This is a genomic window from Gordonia pseudamarae (assembly GCF_025273675.1).
Taxonomy (GTDB): Bacteria; Actinomycetota; Actinomycetes; order Mycobacteriales; family Mycobacteriaceae; genus Gordonia; species Gordonia pseudamarae.
This window is the reverse complement of sequence record NZ_CP045809.1, coordinates 44,850-59,684: the sequence shown is the minus strand read 5'-3', so window position 1 is coordinate 59,684 and position 14,835 is coordinate 44,850. Positions and strand designations below refer to the sequence as shown.

The window sequence follows — 14,835 nt, the reverse complement described above, 5'->3', positions numbered from 1 at the left end:
CGGTGGTGCCGGATTCCCCGGCTGTGAGAATGTGATCTGATGCATAATCACGCAGCCCCCGCCGACCCGTTCGCCGCCGCGACCCTGGGCCCGCTCACCCTGCGCAACCGGTTGATCAAGTGCGCCACCTTCGAGGGCATGACCCCCGATGCGCTGGTGACCGACGAACTCATCGACTTCCACCGCACCCACGCCGCCGGTGGCGTCGCCATCAGTACCGTCGCGTACTGCGCGATCTCGCCGGAAGGCCGCACCGACCGGCACCAGATCTGGATGCGGCCCGAGGCGGTACCGGGTCTGCGCCGGTTGACCGACGCCATCCATTCCGAGGGCGCCCTGGCCGCGGCCCAGCTCGGTCACGCGGGTGCCGTCGCCAACTCGGTGTCCAACCGGGCCAAAGCTCTCGGGCCAAGCCGCATTCCGGCACCTATGGGAATGTCCCTGACCCACAAGGTGGGCATCGACGAGATCCCGGCACTCCGGGCCACGTTCTCCGACGCGGCCAAGCTGGCCGTCGACTCCGGCTTCGATGCTCTCGAAATCCACTGCGGACACAACTACCTGATCAGTTCATTCCTCTCGCCGCTGCTCAACCGCCGACGCGATGCCTACGGCGGATCGCTGGCCAACCGGGCCCGGCTGGCGCGTGAGGTTCTCGAAACGGTGCGTGAGGCAGTCGGACCCGACGTGGCGATCTGGGCCAAACTCAACATGTTCGACGGTGTCGGCACACCCGGACCCGGCCACTCCTCCTCGCTGAGTGGCTTCAACATCGACGAGGCCTGTCAGGTGGCGCAGTGGATGGAGTCCGACGGTTTCCTCGACGCCATCGAACCGACCGCCGGATCCTCGCTGCTCAACCCGATGTACCTGTTCCACGGCCAGGCGCCGCGAAAGGCATTCGCACAGGCCTTCCACGGCGTGATGAAGCTGGGCCTGCAGGCCGGCGGGCCGGTGTTCCTCAAGCAGTACCGGTACACTGACGCCTATCTGCTGCCGCTGGCCCGCGAACTCCGCAAGGCCGTCGACCTGCCGCTCATCCTGCTCGGCGGTATCACCGGCGTCGACTCGATGAAACTGGCTCTCGCCGAAGGATTCCAGTTCATGGCGATGGGCCGGGCCCTGCTCCGCGAACCCGACCTGCCGCTGATCCTGCAGAACGATCCCACCGCGCATTCGCAGTGCACCCACTGCAACCTGTGCATGCCCACCATCTACAGCACCACTCGCTGCCCCATCCGTACCGGTGAGGTCACCGGATCGGGGTGGCCGGCGAACGTCGCCGGCTGAAACCCTCATGCGGGCAGGACTGAGGATGCGGGCAGGACTGCTCGTGGAGGTTTGGTGGACAAGCCGGGATATGACGTGATGGCCGATGCCTACGCCGAGCTGTTGCCGGAGGCGTTCAGCACACCGCTGGAACGGCGGGTCGTCGATGCGTTCATCGGCCTGCTCGACGATGCCGACGCTACGGTGTGCGATATCGGTTGTGGTACAGGTCACGTCGCGGGATATCTGCGGAACGGGGGCATCGACGTCATCGGCGTGGATCCGAGCCTGGCGATGCTGACACACGCGCGGAACACCTACCCGGACGTGTCGTTCATCGAGGACGACGCGTGGGCATCGACCGTTGCGCTGGATGACTGTGCCGGAATCATCGCCAGGTTCAGTGTGATTCATGTTGATCCCGAGCAGGTTCCGGTGATCTTCGCATCCTGGTTCAGGCGACTGCGCGAAGGAAGTCACATCCTCGTCGCCTGTCAGAGCAGCGACGATCCCGGGGCTCACGAGTTCGACCACGCCGTCGCCCGTGCCTGGCGCTGGCACCCCGACACCCTCGCCGACGCACTCACCTCCGCCGGCTTCACTGAGGTATTCCGGACGGTCAGTCGTCCCAGCGAAGGTTTCCACCGGTTTCCCGAAGTGCACATTGCCGCGAGAAGGTCGGTGACTCAGGATAACTGGGACGGTTTTCGGTCGTAGAAGCGACGTAGCGGGCGACATAGATGAGATGTCACGGGCTCATGCGATCGTCTGCCTGGTCACCGGAAAGCACACAACTGGCGATCAGACGCCTGCACGTGCACGAGAAGGCCGGCAAAGCCGAGTACGTCGCCCAGGAACCAACGGCGCCCACGCACAACGCTCGGCTGGATCCCCCTGCCGAGCATCTGCGTGATCTCATCACCACCAACTGACAGCAGTGTTGCGTTGACCCTGGAAGCCGCCAACGGCCCGGGGCTTCTTCGTGTCTGGGCAGTGACTGGTGCTGTGGTTAACGAGCGGAACCCAGGAATGGTGCCACGTGGAAGCAGGGCACCGGCTCGGCGTTCGCCGGATCCAGCGCGTTCAGTACATGCAGCCACGCGCGCTTGTCGTAGAGCGACGAAATGTGATCGGACATATCGGCTTGGCAGCCGTCCTGCAGCAGAACGTTGTAAGCGTTGGGTCCGTCGTAGTACTGGAAGGTGAACGGTGTCACCACCTCGTCATACTGCGTGATGATGCTGTGGTAGGTCACACTCGCCGGCAGCGACCGGACGTCGACGCCGGGCGGCGTGCTGTTTCGACCGTAGGTGCGCTGATTGAGCGGGCTGTCGTACACCTGCTGAATCAGCGCGGGCGCGACGAACGCCAATCCGTTGTACACGGCGGGACCGAGAATCGGGACCAGGGTGCGGAGGAAGACGATCTCGTTGAGGGTGGTCCCGGTAGACGGCGAGATACCGACCTTGGTGTGGACCTTATTACCGCCGCCGAGGAACTTCAGATAGTAGTCGGGCAGGATTCCCCCGCCCTGGGAATGGCCGACGAGGTCGACCTTGTCGACACCGGTAGCGGCGCGCACGCGATCGACCGTCCGGGCGAGTGTGCGCGCGGATTGCCGAATATCACCGAGCCCCTGGACTGGAATCTGGTCGATCGGCGTGAGGTTTCCGTGGTTGAAAGTGAAGACACAGTAGCCACGATTCTTCAAGAACGGCGCCCCGGCGAAAAAGGCATTGCCCTGCGTGGAACCTGTCGGCGGTACGAGGACCACCGGTCGCGGATGCTCGCGCGAGGGCTTATACTTCCAGTCGTTCGCACCGGGCGGCGATACGCTCGCATCCAACGTCCGGGGGATCGCGTGGCCCAAGTCCCAAACAACCGGCAACTTGTTCTTCGGTGCGGCGTCGGCGGTCGGAGCCGCGAACACTGCGGTCACCGCCAGTGCGGCAAGAACTGCCGCTACGCGCATTGGTGACTTGATCATCGGAGTCTCTCCTCGGGGCTGAAGTTCAGGAGTGGCGCATACCGTACTGGCAAATCGACATTAGCGGCGACCGGGCGCACTGTTTGCGCTTTTCGGCAAGACGCCGTACCGGTCAGACGTCCACCATGACCCGAGACAAGGCCGGCGCCGCGCCGGTCCGCACTCGTCATCCTCCGCCGTCGTCCCCATCTGATGGCGCTCATCGAAGTTCCCCAGTGATGCTCATCTGAATTCCCCACCTGTGTGGCGCCGCCAGAGTCGGCCGACGTCCCGTGATGCTGATGGTCTCTGACCACTCACCAGCTATCTCGGGAGACCCGTTTTCATGTTGATACGGGAGAACGATGTGGAAGTACATGCATTACGCAAACGAGGTGGAGAAAGCCAATCACACTGCCGCGCAACGTTGATAGCGAACCCTCCCGGACGGGGTAAGTGCGAACGATTCGAATAGTGTTCAGCCGCAACCACAGTCATCTATCTCGGTGGATCAGCAACTCCGTGATCATCTCGCTGTACTCAAACTCGATGCCGTACTCAAACTCGATGCCACCGCGCGAGCCCTACCCCAGGTTCTGGCGACCGCCGGCGGCCCAACGCTATCTGAAAACATCGATCGTGATCATCACCAACCGATCCGCCGGCGAATGGGGCACAATCCTCGGCGACACCACCGTCGCCGCAGCCATGCTCGACCGACTGCTGCACCGCCCGGTCGTCCTCAACCTCGACGGCGATTCCTACCGCCTACGCGAACACCCCGCCCGCAACAAAAACCAGCGCACCGTCAACGCCCCAACCCGAAGGTCGCTACAGTAGAAGCCGCCCACAGGTGGAGAATTTCAGTGAGCACACCCGGGGAACTTTCTTGAGCCTCGTCAGTCCGTCATAGATACAGAAACGCTCCCTACCTGGGTAGATAGGGAGCGTATCTCGGTGGGCGAAGGGGGACTTGAACCCCCACGTCCCGAAGGACACTGGCACCTGAAGCCAGCGCGTCTGCCATTCCGCCACTCGCCCGTGGCTGTCCTCATGACTGGCATGTCGTTCAGACTGGACGACGATAGCAGGGTGTTCAGGGTGATCGCAAAACGGCTGGTCAGGGTTGTTGATGGCGCGCGGTCGGGGAGGCGGGCGCAGGCCGACGGACCGGAAGCGCCCCGCGTTCGTTCACCAGATCAGCGGGAGCACATCGGGAGCATGATGACCGGACGTGTGGCGCCACACCGACGCGAACGCGTCGTGCATCGAAAATTTGCGATCGCAAATCCACCCCAGAAGTGCTGGTGAGATGGTACAGAAGTTGCGCCTGGTGTGGATGTTGACTTGACGGGGTGATTTACGCAGGGAATCGTTATCATTTGACGAAGAGTTGTGCACTCTTGACACGCCAACGGTTGGTAACGACTCGACATACGGAAGGAGCGGGATGGGTTTCTTGCAGCGTATCGAACGCAAGCTCGAAGGCGCCGTCGATGACGGATTCGCCCGCGTCTTCGGTGGCCGGGTCGCGCCACAGGAGATCGAGATCGGTCTTCAGCGTGAGGCCGAGGAGTCGAGGGAGGATCTCGGGGACGGGACCGTGCTGGTCGCCAACCGGTACACCCTGCACCTCAGCTCTTCCGACTTCCAGGAGGTGGCGGCGGAGTACGAGCTCAACCGAAAGACGTTTTCCAAACATCTCGAGACGTTCATCCGCGACAATGGGTGGCAGACGTACGGGAAAGTCGTGGTCGAGTTCGCCGAGACCCCGGCTCTGCACACCGGTATCTTTCGTTCACAGGGGGCAGTCGACCCCGATGCCCGACCCCGGCCGATACAGCCACCCGCCACACCGGCGCCCACGCAATCCGCCCCCGACCAGGGAGCCGAGAGCCCGGCGCACCGACCCGCAGCACCACAACCCCCCGCAGCACCTGAACCATACGGTGCGAACCGACAAGTAGGAGCTCCACACATGTCTCAGGAATCCGGCTACGACCAGCGCCGCAGCGCCGCCGAACCCGGCTACGGGCAGGGCCAGGAGGGCTACTACGGCCAACAGGGCTATGACCAGGGCGGCTATCAGCAGGGTGGCGGGTACGAACAGGGCTATGCCCAGCAGGGCTACGACCAGCAGGGTGCCTACCAGGGTTACAGCCAGCAGGGCTACGAACAGGGCGGGTACGAACAGGGTTACAGCCAGCAGGGCTATGACCAGGGCGGGTACGAACAGGGCTACAGCCAGCAGGACTACAGCCAGCAGGACTACGGCCAGCAGGACTACGACCCGGCCGCCTACCAGGGCGGCTACGACCAGCAGGGCTACGCGGCCCAGCAGGGCGGCTATCCGCAACAGGGCGGCTACCAGCAGGGCTACGCGCCCCAGGGCGGCTACGACCCCGCCTACGGCCGTCAGGCCGCAGGCTACGCACCCGCCGCGATCACGCTGTACCTCGAGGACGGCAGCAACCGCACCTTCCAGCTGCGTGAGGGCTCCAATGTCATCGGCCGCGGTCAGGACGCCCAGTTCCGGCTCCCCGACACCGGCGTCTCGCGTCGGCACGTGGAGATCCGCTGGGACGGCAATGTCGCCATGCTGACCGACCTGAACTCCACCAACGGCACCACGGTCAACGACCTACAGGTCTCGAGCTGGGAACTCGCCGACGGCGACCGGATCCGTGTCGGGCACTCCGACATCTCGGTCCGCTTCCAGTAGTTCCACGCCGGGCCGTACCCGGTCCACGACAGACGGTCCGGCGTACGCCGTCCGGGTCACACGGTCCGGATGTCCGGCCCGGGAACCACGGCGGATCGGGTCCATCTACCCGGGGCAGTTCGCGCACACCCGCGACCTGCGCCGATCCGATGTTGAGACCGAACTGTCACTCCACGATGAGTGTCATCACAAGATCTGCCCATATGATGCAGTCGGGTCCGTCGCGATCGACGGGGCCCGACAGGGCTGTCGGTGGCCGGACCGAGCCCGGACATCAGCGACTCGAGTGCAGGAGGTGACAACGGCATGCAGGGCTTGGTACTTCAGCTCACCCGATTCGGGTTTCTTCTGTTGCTCTGGCTCTTCGTCTACGCGGTGATCCGGACGCTACGCACCGACATCGCCTCCGCAGGCGGGTCCCGCATCATCCGTCGCGACCGGCGCGCCCGCGGCGACCACGTGAAGGGCTCGGCCCGGTACCTCGTCGTCACCCACGGCGCACTCGCCAACACCCGTATCACCCTCGGCGCCCAGGCCGTACTGCTCGGCCGCGCGGCCGACTCCACCCTCGTCCTCACCGACGACTACGCCTCCGAACGCCACGCGCGGCTGTCCCGGCGCGGCGACGACTGGTACGTGGAGGACCTCGGCTCCACCAACGGCACGTATCTCGACCGCTCGAAGGTCACCACCGCCGTCCGCGTCCCCATCAACACGCCGATCCGCATCGGTAAGACCGTGATCGAGCTGCGCCCGTGACCCTAGTCTTGCGCTACATCGCGCGCAGTGACCGTGGCCTGGTGCGCGCCAATAACGAAGACTCCGTGTACGCCGGCGCACGCCTGCTCGCGCTGGCCGACGGCATGGGCGGGCATGCTGCGGGCGAGGTCGCCAGCCAACTGGTCATCGGCGCGATGCGCGAACTCGACGACGACGAACCCGGCGGTGACCTGCTCGATAAACTCGACCAGGCCACACGGCGTGGCAACGACGCGATCGCCGTCCAGGTGGCCCGCGCACCCGAACTCGACGGCATGGGCACCACGCTCACCGCGATCCTGTTCGCCGGTAACCGGATCGGCCTCTGCCACATCGGCGACTCACGCGCCTATCTGTACCGCGACGGGCAACTCACCCAGATCACCCGCGACGACACCTTTGTACAGACCCTCGTCGACGAGGGGCAGATCACCGCCGAGCAGGCCCATGTGCACCCACAGCGCTCGCTGATCATGCGGGCGCTCACCGGTCAGCCCGTCGAACCCACCCTGACCGTCCGCGAGGCACGGCCCGGCGACCGTTACCTCCTGTGCAGCGACGGCCTCTCCGATGTGGTCACCTCCGAGACCCTCGCCGACACCCTCGGCTCGGTCGAGGATCACCGCGGCTGCGCCGACCGGCTCATCGAGCTGGCGTTGCGCGGCGGCGGACCCGACAACGTGACGGTCGTGGTGGCCGATGTGATCGACACCGAGTACGGCGAATCGCGGCCCATCGTCGGTGGCGCCGCCGGCACCGACGACGAGACCTACACCCCCGACCCGGCCACCGCCGCCGGGCGGGCCGCGGCGCTGCGCCCGCCGCCCGCCGAGACCCGCAGGCCCTCGATCATCGACGACGAACCGCCCGTCAAACGCAATCCGCTGTGGAAATGGCTGGTGATCGCCGCCGTCGCACTGGTCGTCGCCGGGCTCGTGGTGGGTTTCTTCGTGGTCCGCGCCATGTTCAGCAACAGTCACTACGCCGGCGTCGAGGACGACAAGGTGGTGATCTTCCAGGGTTCCCCCGACAAGATCGCGTTCCTGACGTTCAGCGACGGTGCGAAACGGGCATGCGTCCGCGACCCCGATCAGGACAACCCCGAGGTGTTCTTCACCGACTACTCCGCCGAGTCCGACTGCACCGCGCTCGACATATCCGACCTCCAAGAGATCGATCGTAATACGCTGCGCAGCAACGTAATCCGAAACAAGTCACTGGACGAGGCCGAGGACGCGGTGCGCGCCCTGAACTTCCTGCCGATGTGCGCGCCGCCCGCCCCGGAGCCGGCACCGCGCGACACGCGCACCCCGACACCCCGTGGCGAGTCCGAAACCCCCGAGTCCGAAGCCCCCAAGCCCGGCACCCCCGGTCCGGACGGCCCCACGACCACCAGCGCGGCGCCCCAGACCGGACGGTCACAGACCGGAACGTCGCAGACGGGGGCACCCGGAACCCTGCCCGAGGCGAGCACCGCGGCATCGGCGTCGATCCCCGAACAACGGGACGACAACGGTAACAAGATCTGCCGGGGTACGGTCTGATGTCGACACCCGCAGCGCAGCACGCCCCACCCAGCAGCCCGCCCACGCATACCGGCCGCAACACCGAGCTCCTCCTGCTCGGTTTCGGGCTCGGACTCGTCGTCGTGGCCCTGATCATCGTGCAGACCGCGCAGGAGCAGACGGTCACCACCGACCTCGCCAAGTACATCGCCGCGTACGCCGTCCTGTTCGCGGCCGCGCACGTCGCGGTCCGCCGGCTCGCACCCCACGCCGACCCGCTGATCCTGCCGATCGTCGCCGTCCTCAACGGGCTCGGACTGGTGATGATCCACCGGCTCGACCTCGGATCGGGGCACACCGGCGAAACCATCAACGCCACCGAACCGACGCACAACGCCGACCAGCAGCTGCTGTGGGCGACGCTCGGCATCACCGCGTTCACCTTGATCCTGTTCTTTGTACGAGATCACCGCACCCTGTCGCGGTACGCCTACATCCTGGGCGTCGGCGGGTTGGTGCTCCTCGCGATCCCGGCGATCCTGCCGTCCCGGTTCTCCGAGATCAACGGCTCCAAGAACTGGATCGTCACCCCGGTGTTCAGCATCCAGCCCAGCGAGTTCGCCAAAATCCTGATCATCATCTTCACCGCGTCGTTCCTGGTGTCCAAGCGCGACCTGTTCACCACCGCCGGCAAGCACTTTCTCGGCATGGACTTCCCCCGGGCACGCGACCTCGGGCCGCTGCTGGCCGCCTGGGTGATCTCGGTGGGCGTGCTCGTCTACTCCTCCGACCTCGGCTCGTCACTGCTGATCTTCGCCACGATGCTGACGATGGTCTACATCGCCACCGAACGCGCCAGCTGGCTGGTCCTGGGTATCGCACTGTTCCTGGTGGGTGCGCTCATCGCCTACCAGCTGTTCTCCCACCTGCAACTTCGGGTGGAGATCTGGCGCGACCCGTTCGAGGACTTCGACGGCGCCGGCTACCAGATCGGGCAATCGCTGTTCGGGCTGGCCACCGGCGGACTGTTCGGTACCGGTCTGGGCTCGGGCCGGCCCAACATCGTGCCGTTCGCCAACACCGACTTCATCGTCACCTCGTTCGGTGAGGAACTCGGTCTGGTGGGGCTCGCCGCAATCCTGATGCTGTACCTGACGCTGATCGTGCGCGGCCTGCGCACCGGCGTCGCCGTCCGTGACAGCTTCGGCAAACTGCTCGCCGCCGGACTGTCGTTCACGATCGCGGTGCAGATCTTCGTCGTGGTGGGCGGCGTCACCAAATTGATCCCGCTGACGGGCCTGACCACACCGTTCATGTCGTACGGCGGATCGTCGCTGCTGGCCAACTACATCCTGGTCGCACTGCTGCTGCGCATCTCCAACGCGGCGCGCGAACCCGACACCAGCAAGCCCAAGACCGTGCCCAAGCCGCTCGAATCGCTGCCGACGCAGGTGGTCCGCCAGGCATGAACACTCCCATCCGGCGCGTGGCGATGGCGGTGATCATCATGGTCGTCGCGCTGCTCGCCAATGCCACCTACGTACAGGTCTTCAAGGCCGACTCGCTGCGCGCCGACTCGCGCAACAACCGGGTGCTGCTCGACGAGTACGCGCGCCAGCGCGGTGCGATCACCGCCGACGGCACCGTCATCGCCACCTCCACGCCGATCGACGGCCGACTGAAGTTCCTGCGCACCTACCCGACCGGCTCGGCGGCCGCATTCGCCCCCGTCACCGGGTTCTACTCGTTCCAGTACGGCAGCACCGGGATCGAGCAGTACGAGAACTCGATCCTCAATGGCAACGACGACCGGCTGTTCGGTCAGCGCTTCCTCGACATGTTCTCCGGCCGCGACCCCCGCGGCGGCAACGTGGTAACCACCATCAACCCACGCATGCAGAAGGCGGCCTACGAGGCCATGCGCAACGGCTGCACGGGTGGCTGTCGCGGCGCGGTGGTGGCGCTTGAACCCAACACCGGCAAGATCCTCGCCCTCGTGTCGTCCCCGAGCTACGACCCCAACAAGCTCGCCAGCCACGACCAGGCCGTCCGTGAGGAGAACTGGGCCAGGTGGAACTCGGCCGACTCGGTGTCCGACCCGATGCTCAACCGGGCGATCAACCAACTCTATCCGCCCGGATCGACGTTCAAGGTGGTCACCACGGCCTCGGCCCTGCGCCAGGGCGTCAGCCCCGACATCCGGCTGACCGCGGCGCCGCAGATCACCCTGCCCGGCACCGACACGTCGCTGTCCAACTACGGCGGTCAGACCTGCCCGGACGGGTCCGGCGGAACCGTATCGCTCACACAAGCATTCCAGTACTCGTGCAATACCGCGTTCGTACAACTGACCACCGAGCGGATGACGGACGCAAGGTCCTCGTTCACCGACACCGCCGGCCGGTTCGGTCTCGACGAGCAGCCCACCGACATCCCGCTGCCGGTGTCGTCCTCAACGGTCGGGGAAGTATCCGACCTGGCCGCACTGGGCCAGTCCTCCATCGGGCAGCGTGATGTGCGTGTCACTCCACTGCAGAACGCGATGATCGCCGCGACGGTCGCCAACGGCGGCGTCCGGATGCAGCCGTACCTCGTCGACAAGCTCCAGTCCGCCGACCTGCGCACCCTGCACACGACACAACCGAGCACCATCAACTCGCCGATCGACGCAGATCAGGCCGAGACGCTGACACAGCTGATGATCCTGTCCGAACGGCACACCGCGGGGGCGGGCGGCGCGGTGTCGATCGCGTCGAAGACCGGAACCGCCGAACATTCAGAAGTATCGGGGGCCGACGAGACGCCGTACAGCTGGTACATCGCGTTCGGTCCGTCGTCGAACGCGAAGGTGGCCGTCGCGGTGATCGTGGAGAATGGCGATCTCGGGGCGTCGTCGACCGGCGGCGCCGTCGCGGCGCCGATCGGACGCGCCGTCATCAACGCACGGCTGGGAGGTGCAGGCGGATGACCCTATCGAATGGAACCACCATCGCCGACCGCTATCGGCTGATGCGACTCATCGCCACCGGCGGTATGGGGCAGGTGTGGGAGGCCCTCGACACCCGGCTCGGCCGTCGGGTGGCGGTCAAGGTACTCAAAGCCGAGTACACCAACGACCCCGAGTTCACCGCCCGCTTCCGGACCGAGGCGCAGACGACGGCCCGGCTCAACAACCCGGGCATCGCCAATGTCTTCGACTACGGCGAGACACCTGACCGTGGTACCGGCGAACCGTTGGCGTACCTGGTGATGGAACTCGTCGACGGCGAGCCGCTGAACTCGGTCATCTCCCGGATGGGCCGGTTGTCCCTGGCGAATTCCCTCGACATGCTCGAGCAGACCGGCCGGGCGCTCCAGGCCGCACACGACCAGGGTCTTGTGCACCGTGACGTCAAACCGGGCAACATTCTGATCACCCCCACCGGGCAGGTCAAGATCACCGACTTCGGCATCGCCAAGGCCGTCGACGCCGCACCCGTGACGCAGACCGGCATGGTGATGGGCACCGCCCAGTACATCTCGCCCGAGCAGGCCACCGGCGACGAGGCGACATCCGCCTCGGATGTGTACGCGCTGGGTGTCGTCGGCTACGAGGCGCTCACCGGGCGCAGGCCCTTCCTCGGCGAGGGCGCGATCACCGTCGCGATGAAACACATCCACGAAACACCACCACCGTTGCCGAGCAACCTCCCGTCGGGAGTGCGTGAACTCATCGAGATCACCATGGCCAAGGATCCGCAGCAGCGGTACGCCAACGGCGGCGAATTCGCCGACGCCGTGGCCGCGGTGCGGGCCGGACGCCGGCCGCCGCGACCGGGTGGGCTCGCCGCCACCAGCACCCTCAACCCCGGTACCCGGTCGACGACATCGACGCGGGCCATGAGCACCGGCGCCGCCACCTCCGCCCGGTATTCGCCCTCACCGTCGACCTACAGCGGCCCGAGCTACGGCTCACCGCCGCAGCCACCGCGCCCCACTCCCTCCGACAGCACCTGGACCACCGGGCAAAAGGTGCTCGCCGCGGTGGCCGGCGTACTGCTGCTCGGGGCGTTGGGTCTGGTCGGATACTGGCTGGCCAACGCCGATTCGGACACCGACACCCGGCGAACCCCGGCCACCACCGTGACCACCACCACGACGGAGGACACCGGGGCCGACGAACCCCAGCAGACCGTGGAGGAGACGATTCCCGAGGTCACCGAAGAGGAGACCACGACCATGGCCACAACCACGGCCACGACCACGGCCACGGCCACGGCCACGGAGGAGACCACCGAGAACACCTCGGAGACGACCACCGAGGACACCAGTACCGAGGACACGGCCACGGAGGAGGCCGGCGCCGACGACATCGAGGAGACCGCGACCGAGGAACAGGACAACGGTTCCGGACTGACCATCTCGATTCCGGTGCCGTTCCAATGACCGCCGACGCACGCCCCACCCCGGCGAACCACACACCGACGAGCCCCGCGCCTGCCGCGGCCATCATTTCGCCGAGTAAGCTGACCGAGAAGAGAAGGACGGTGAGTAGCCACCCATGACGTCGACGCCTCACCACCTGTCCAACCGGTACGAACTCGGCGAAACTCTCGGCTTCGGTGGTATGTCCGAGGTCCATTTCGCCCGCGACACCCTGCTCAACCGCGACGTAGCGGTGAAGGTGCTACGTGCCGATCTCGCCCGCGATCCGTCGTTCTACCTGCGATTCCGGCGCGAGGCGCAGAACGCCGCCAAGCTCAATCATCCGACGATCGTCCAGGTCTTCGATACCGGCGAATCCCAGACCGAGGGCGGCCCGCTGCCGTTCATCGTGATGGAGTACGTCGACGGCAAGACGTTGCGCGACATCCTGCGCAGTGAAGGACCGCTCTCGCCGCGCCAGGTGATGACGTGGATGGCCGACGTGGCCGCCGCGATGGACTTCTCGCACCGCAACGGCATCGTGCACCGGGACATGAAGCCCGCCAACGTGATGATCGACATCACCGGCGCGGTGAAGGTGATGGACTTCGGCATCGCCCGCGCGATGAACGACTCGACATCCACGATGACGCAGACGTCCGCGGTGATGGGTACCGCGCAGTACCTGTCGCCGGAGCAGGCGCGCGGCATCAAGGTCGATCCGCGCAGCGACATCTACTCGATGGGCTGCGTCCTGTTCGAATTGCTCACCGGCCAGCCGCCGTTCACCGGCGACTCCCCTGTCGCCGTCGCCCACCAGCACGTCCACGAGGAGCCGCCCCGGCCGTCGTCGATCCGTACCGACCTTTCGCCCGAACTGGACTCCGTGATCCTCAAGGCGATGAGCAAGAATCCGGCCAACCGGTATCAGTCGGCGGCCGACCTGCGTGCCGACCTCATCAAGGTGCTCGCCGGCGGCAAGCCGTCCGCGCCGATGCTGCTCAGCGAGGAAGAACGCACCGATCTGCTCGACACCGGGCCCCGCCGCGGCCTGCGTACCACCGGTCGCGGCGGCGCCGACCGTGGCACCGGCGGCGTCGAGCAGGTCGACGAATCGCCGGACCGGCGGCGCCCACTGCTGGTCCTCGGCGCACTCGCGGCCGTGCTCGTGCTAGTCGCCGGGATCCTCGTGTTCTGGGCTCCGTGGAGCTCGGACGAGGTACCACAGGTCGCGGTGCCCGCGGTCGACGGTAGATCGGCCGATGAGGCCCGTTCCCTTCTCGAGACCGCCGGATTCAAGGTCAAACGTCTCGGTGAGGCCAGTCTCGACGTCGCCGCGGGCAAGGTCACCCGGACCGCTCCCGGCCCTGGCATCAAGGCCGACGACGGCTCCGAGGTGACGCTGTACGTGTCCACGGGCCCGCAACGCCAACCGATACCCGACCTGCGCGGCAAGACACAGGACGAAGCCGAGAATGCACTTGACGTGCTCGGATTCTCCAACGTGAAGCTCGACACCGTCGACTCCACCGAGGAGTTGCGCGACAGGGTCGTCAGTACCACGCCGCCCACCGGCACCGAGACCCCCGTCAACGGCGCGGTCGTGATCTACATCGGCACCGGCCCCAAGATGGTCACCATCCCCGAGATCAACGGGCTCAGCGAATCACAGGCACGGGTCATTCTCGAGCAGAACGGCCTGCAGATGACCACCACCCAAGCCGACAGCGAGGTCGACAAGGGTGACGTGATCAATTCCGCACCCAGTGCCGGAACCACCGTGATCATCGGCACCACCGTCGAGGTCACTATCTCGCGCGGTAACCGGTACACCGTCCCGGATGTCACCGGACGCACCCCGGCCCAGGCCCGGACCATCCTTTCCGGTGTCGGCTACGAGGGTGGCCGGCTGGAGGTGACCTACCGCAACGTACCGCTCGGCAGTCGCGACGACGGCAGGATCCTGAGCCAGTCGCCCTCCTCGGGTACCCGGACCGACAAGAACGAACAGGTGTCGGTGGTGGTGGGCCGCGCCAGCCTGCTGCCGAACTAACACCCGGTAAATGCGGAACTGAGCCGCCGGGCCTGCGTCTTCCGGCCCTTGACCCACCGGACTCAGCCCACCTGGGCGACCGGAAATGTACTCGGCGTCGCCGTGACCGGGCATCCGGCGCGCGGGGTGGGCATTCCGGGGTGGGTATTCCGGTTGC

The 14,835-nt window shown here is 66.1% G+C and carries 11 protein-coding genes, 1 tRNA gene and 1 pseudogene; 11 read left to right on the top strand and 2 right to left on the bottom strand.

The window, feature by feature from the left end:
• The first annotated feature begins 39 nt into the window (after positions 1–39).
• From GII31_RS00275 to GII31_RS00265, 3 genes are read left to right on the top strand one after another with little or no spacing between them, the layout of a single operon-like run.
• Positions 40–1,290, top strand: coding sequence for an oxidoreductase (locus GII31_RS00275; protein ID WP_213245729.1), 1,251 nt, complete (start codon positions 40–42; stop codon positions 1,288–1,290).
• A 54-nt stretch (positions 1,291–1,344) separates the two neighbouring features.
• Positions 1,345–1,986 carry a class I SAM-dependent DNA methyltransferase gene (locus tag GII31_RS00270; RefSeq protein WP_322973044.1) on the top strand — a complete coding sequence of 214 codons (642 nt, stop codon included), beginning with the start codon at positions 1,345–1,347 and terminating at the stop codon, positions 1,984–1,986.
• A gap of 41 nt (positions 1,987–2,027) precedes the next feature.
• Positions 2,028–2,201: a hypothetical protein gene (locus tag GII31_RS00265; RefSeq protein ID WP_213245725.1), complete on the top strand. Its 174-nt coding sequence runs from the start codon at positions 2,028–2,030 to the stop codon at positions 2,199–2,201.
• 77 nt (positions 2,202–2,278) lie between these two features.
• On the opposite strand, the gene GII31_RS00260 is transcribed toward GII31_RS00265, so the two are convergent.
• The gene (locus GII31_RS00260; RefSeq protein WP_260840210.1) at positions 2,279–3,256 is read right to left on the bottom strand and encodes an esterase/lipase family protein; all 978 of its coding nucleotides are present in this window, start codon (positions 3,254–3,256) and stop codon (positions 2,279–2,281) included.
• 591 nt (positions 3,257–3,847) lie between these two features.
• Between GII31_RS00260 and GII31_RS00255 the strand changes: the two are divergent.
• Positions 3,848–4,075: pseudogene (locus GII31_RS00255) on the top strand (ATP-binding protein); the annotation flags it as partial.
• 118 nt (positions 4,076–4,193) lie between these two features.
• Here the strand turns inward: GII31_RS00255 and GII31_RS00250 are convergent.
• Positions 4,194–4,276: transfer RNA gene (locus GII31_RS00250), tRNA-Leu, on the bottom strand.
• A 409-nt stretch (positions 4,277–4,685) separates the two neighbouring features.
• On the opposite strand from GII31_RS00250, the gene GII31_RS00245 reads away from it, so the two are divergent.
• The 7 genes from GII31_RS00245 to pknB all read left to right on the top strand — a co-directional run bounded on the left by GII31_RS00245 (position 4,686) and on the right by pknB (position 14,678).
• The gene (locus GII31_RS00245) at positions 4,686–5,957 is read left to right on the top strand and encodes a DUF3662 and FHA domain-containing protein (RefSeq protein WP_213245721.1); all 1,272 of its coding nucleotides are present in this window, start codon (positions 4,686–4,688) and stop codon (positions 5,955–5,957) included.
• Positions 5,958–6,263: 306 nt separating this feature from the next.
• Complete coding sequence (locus tag GII31_RS00240) at positions 6,264–6,716, top strand: FHA domain-containing protein FhaB/FipA (RefSeq protein ID WP_213245719.1); 453 nt, start codon at positions 6,264–6,266, stop codon at positions 6,714–6,716.
• Positions 6,713–8,260, top strand: coding sequence for a PP2C family protein-serine/threonine phosphatase (locus GII31_RS00235; RefSeq protein WP_213245716.1), 1,548 nt, complete (start codon positions 6,713–6,715; stop codon positions 8,258–8,260). The genes GII31_RS00240 and GII31_RS00235 overlap by 4 nt, the downstream gene beginning before the upstream one ends.
• Entirely contained in the window at positions 8,260–9,690 is a 1,431-nt protein-coding gene (locus tag GII31_RS00230; RefSeq protein WP_213245714.1) for an FtsW/RodA/SpoVE family cell cycle protein, read from the top strand. The genes GII31_RS00235 and GII31_RS00230 overlap by 1 nt, the downstream gene beginning before the upstream one ends.
• Complete coding sequence (locus GII31_RS00225) at positions 9,687–11,189, top strand: peptidoglycan D,D-transpeptidase FtsI family protein (RefSeq protein WP_213245712.1); 1,503 nt, start codon at positions 9,687–9,689, stop codon at positions 11,187–11,189. Before GII31_RS00230 ends, GII31_RS00225 begins: the two co-directional genes overlap by 4 nt.
• Positions 11,186–12,646 carry a serine/threonine-protein kinase gene (locus tag GII31_RS00220; protein WP_260840209.1) on the top strand — a complete coding sequence of 487 codons (1,461 nt, stop codon included), beginning with the start codon at positions 11,186–11,188 and terminating at the stop codon, positions 12,644–12,646. The genes GII31_RS00225 and GII31_RS00220 overlap by 4 nt, the downstream gene beginning before the upstream one ends.
• 115 nt (positions 12,647–12,761) lie before the next feature.
• Positions 12,762–14,678: a Stk1 family PASTA domain-containing Ser/Thr kinase gene (gene pknB, locus GII31_RS00215; protein WP_213245707.1), complete on the top strand. Its 1,917-nt coding sequence runs from the start codon at positions 12,762–12,764 to the stop codon at positions 14,676–14,678.
• The last annotated feature ends 157 nt before the right edge of the window (positions 14,679–14,835 follow it).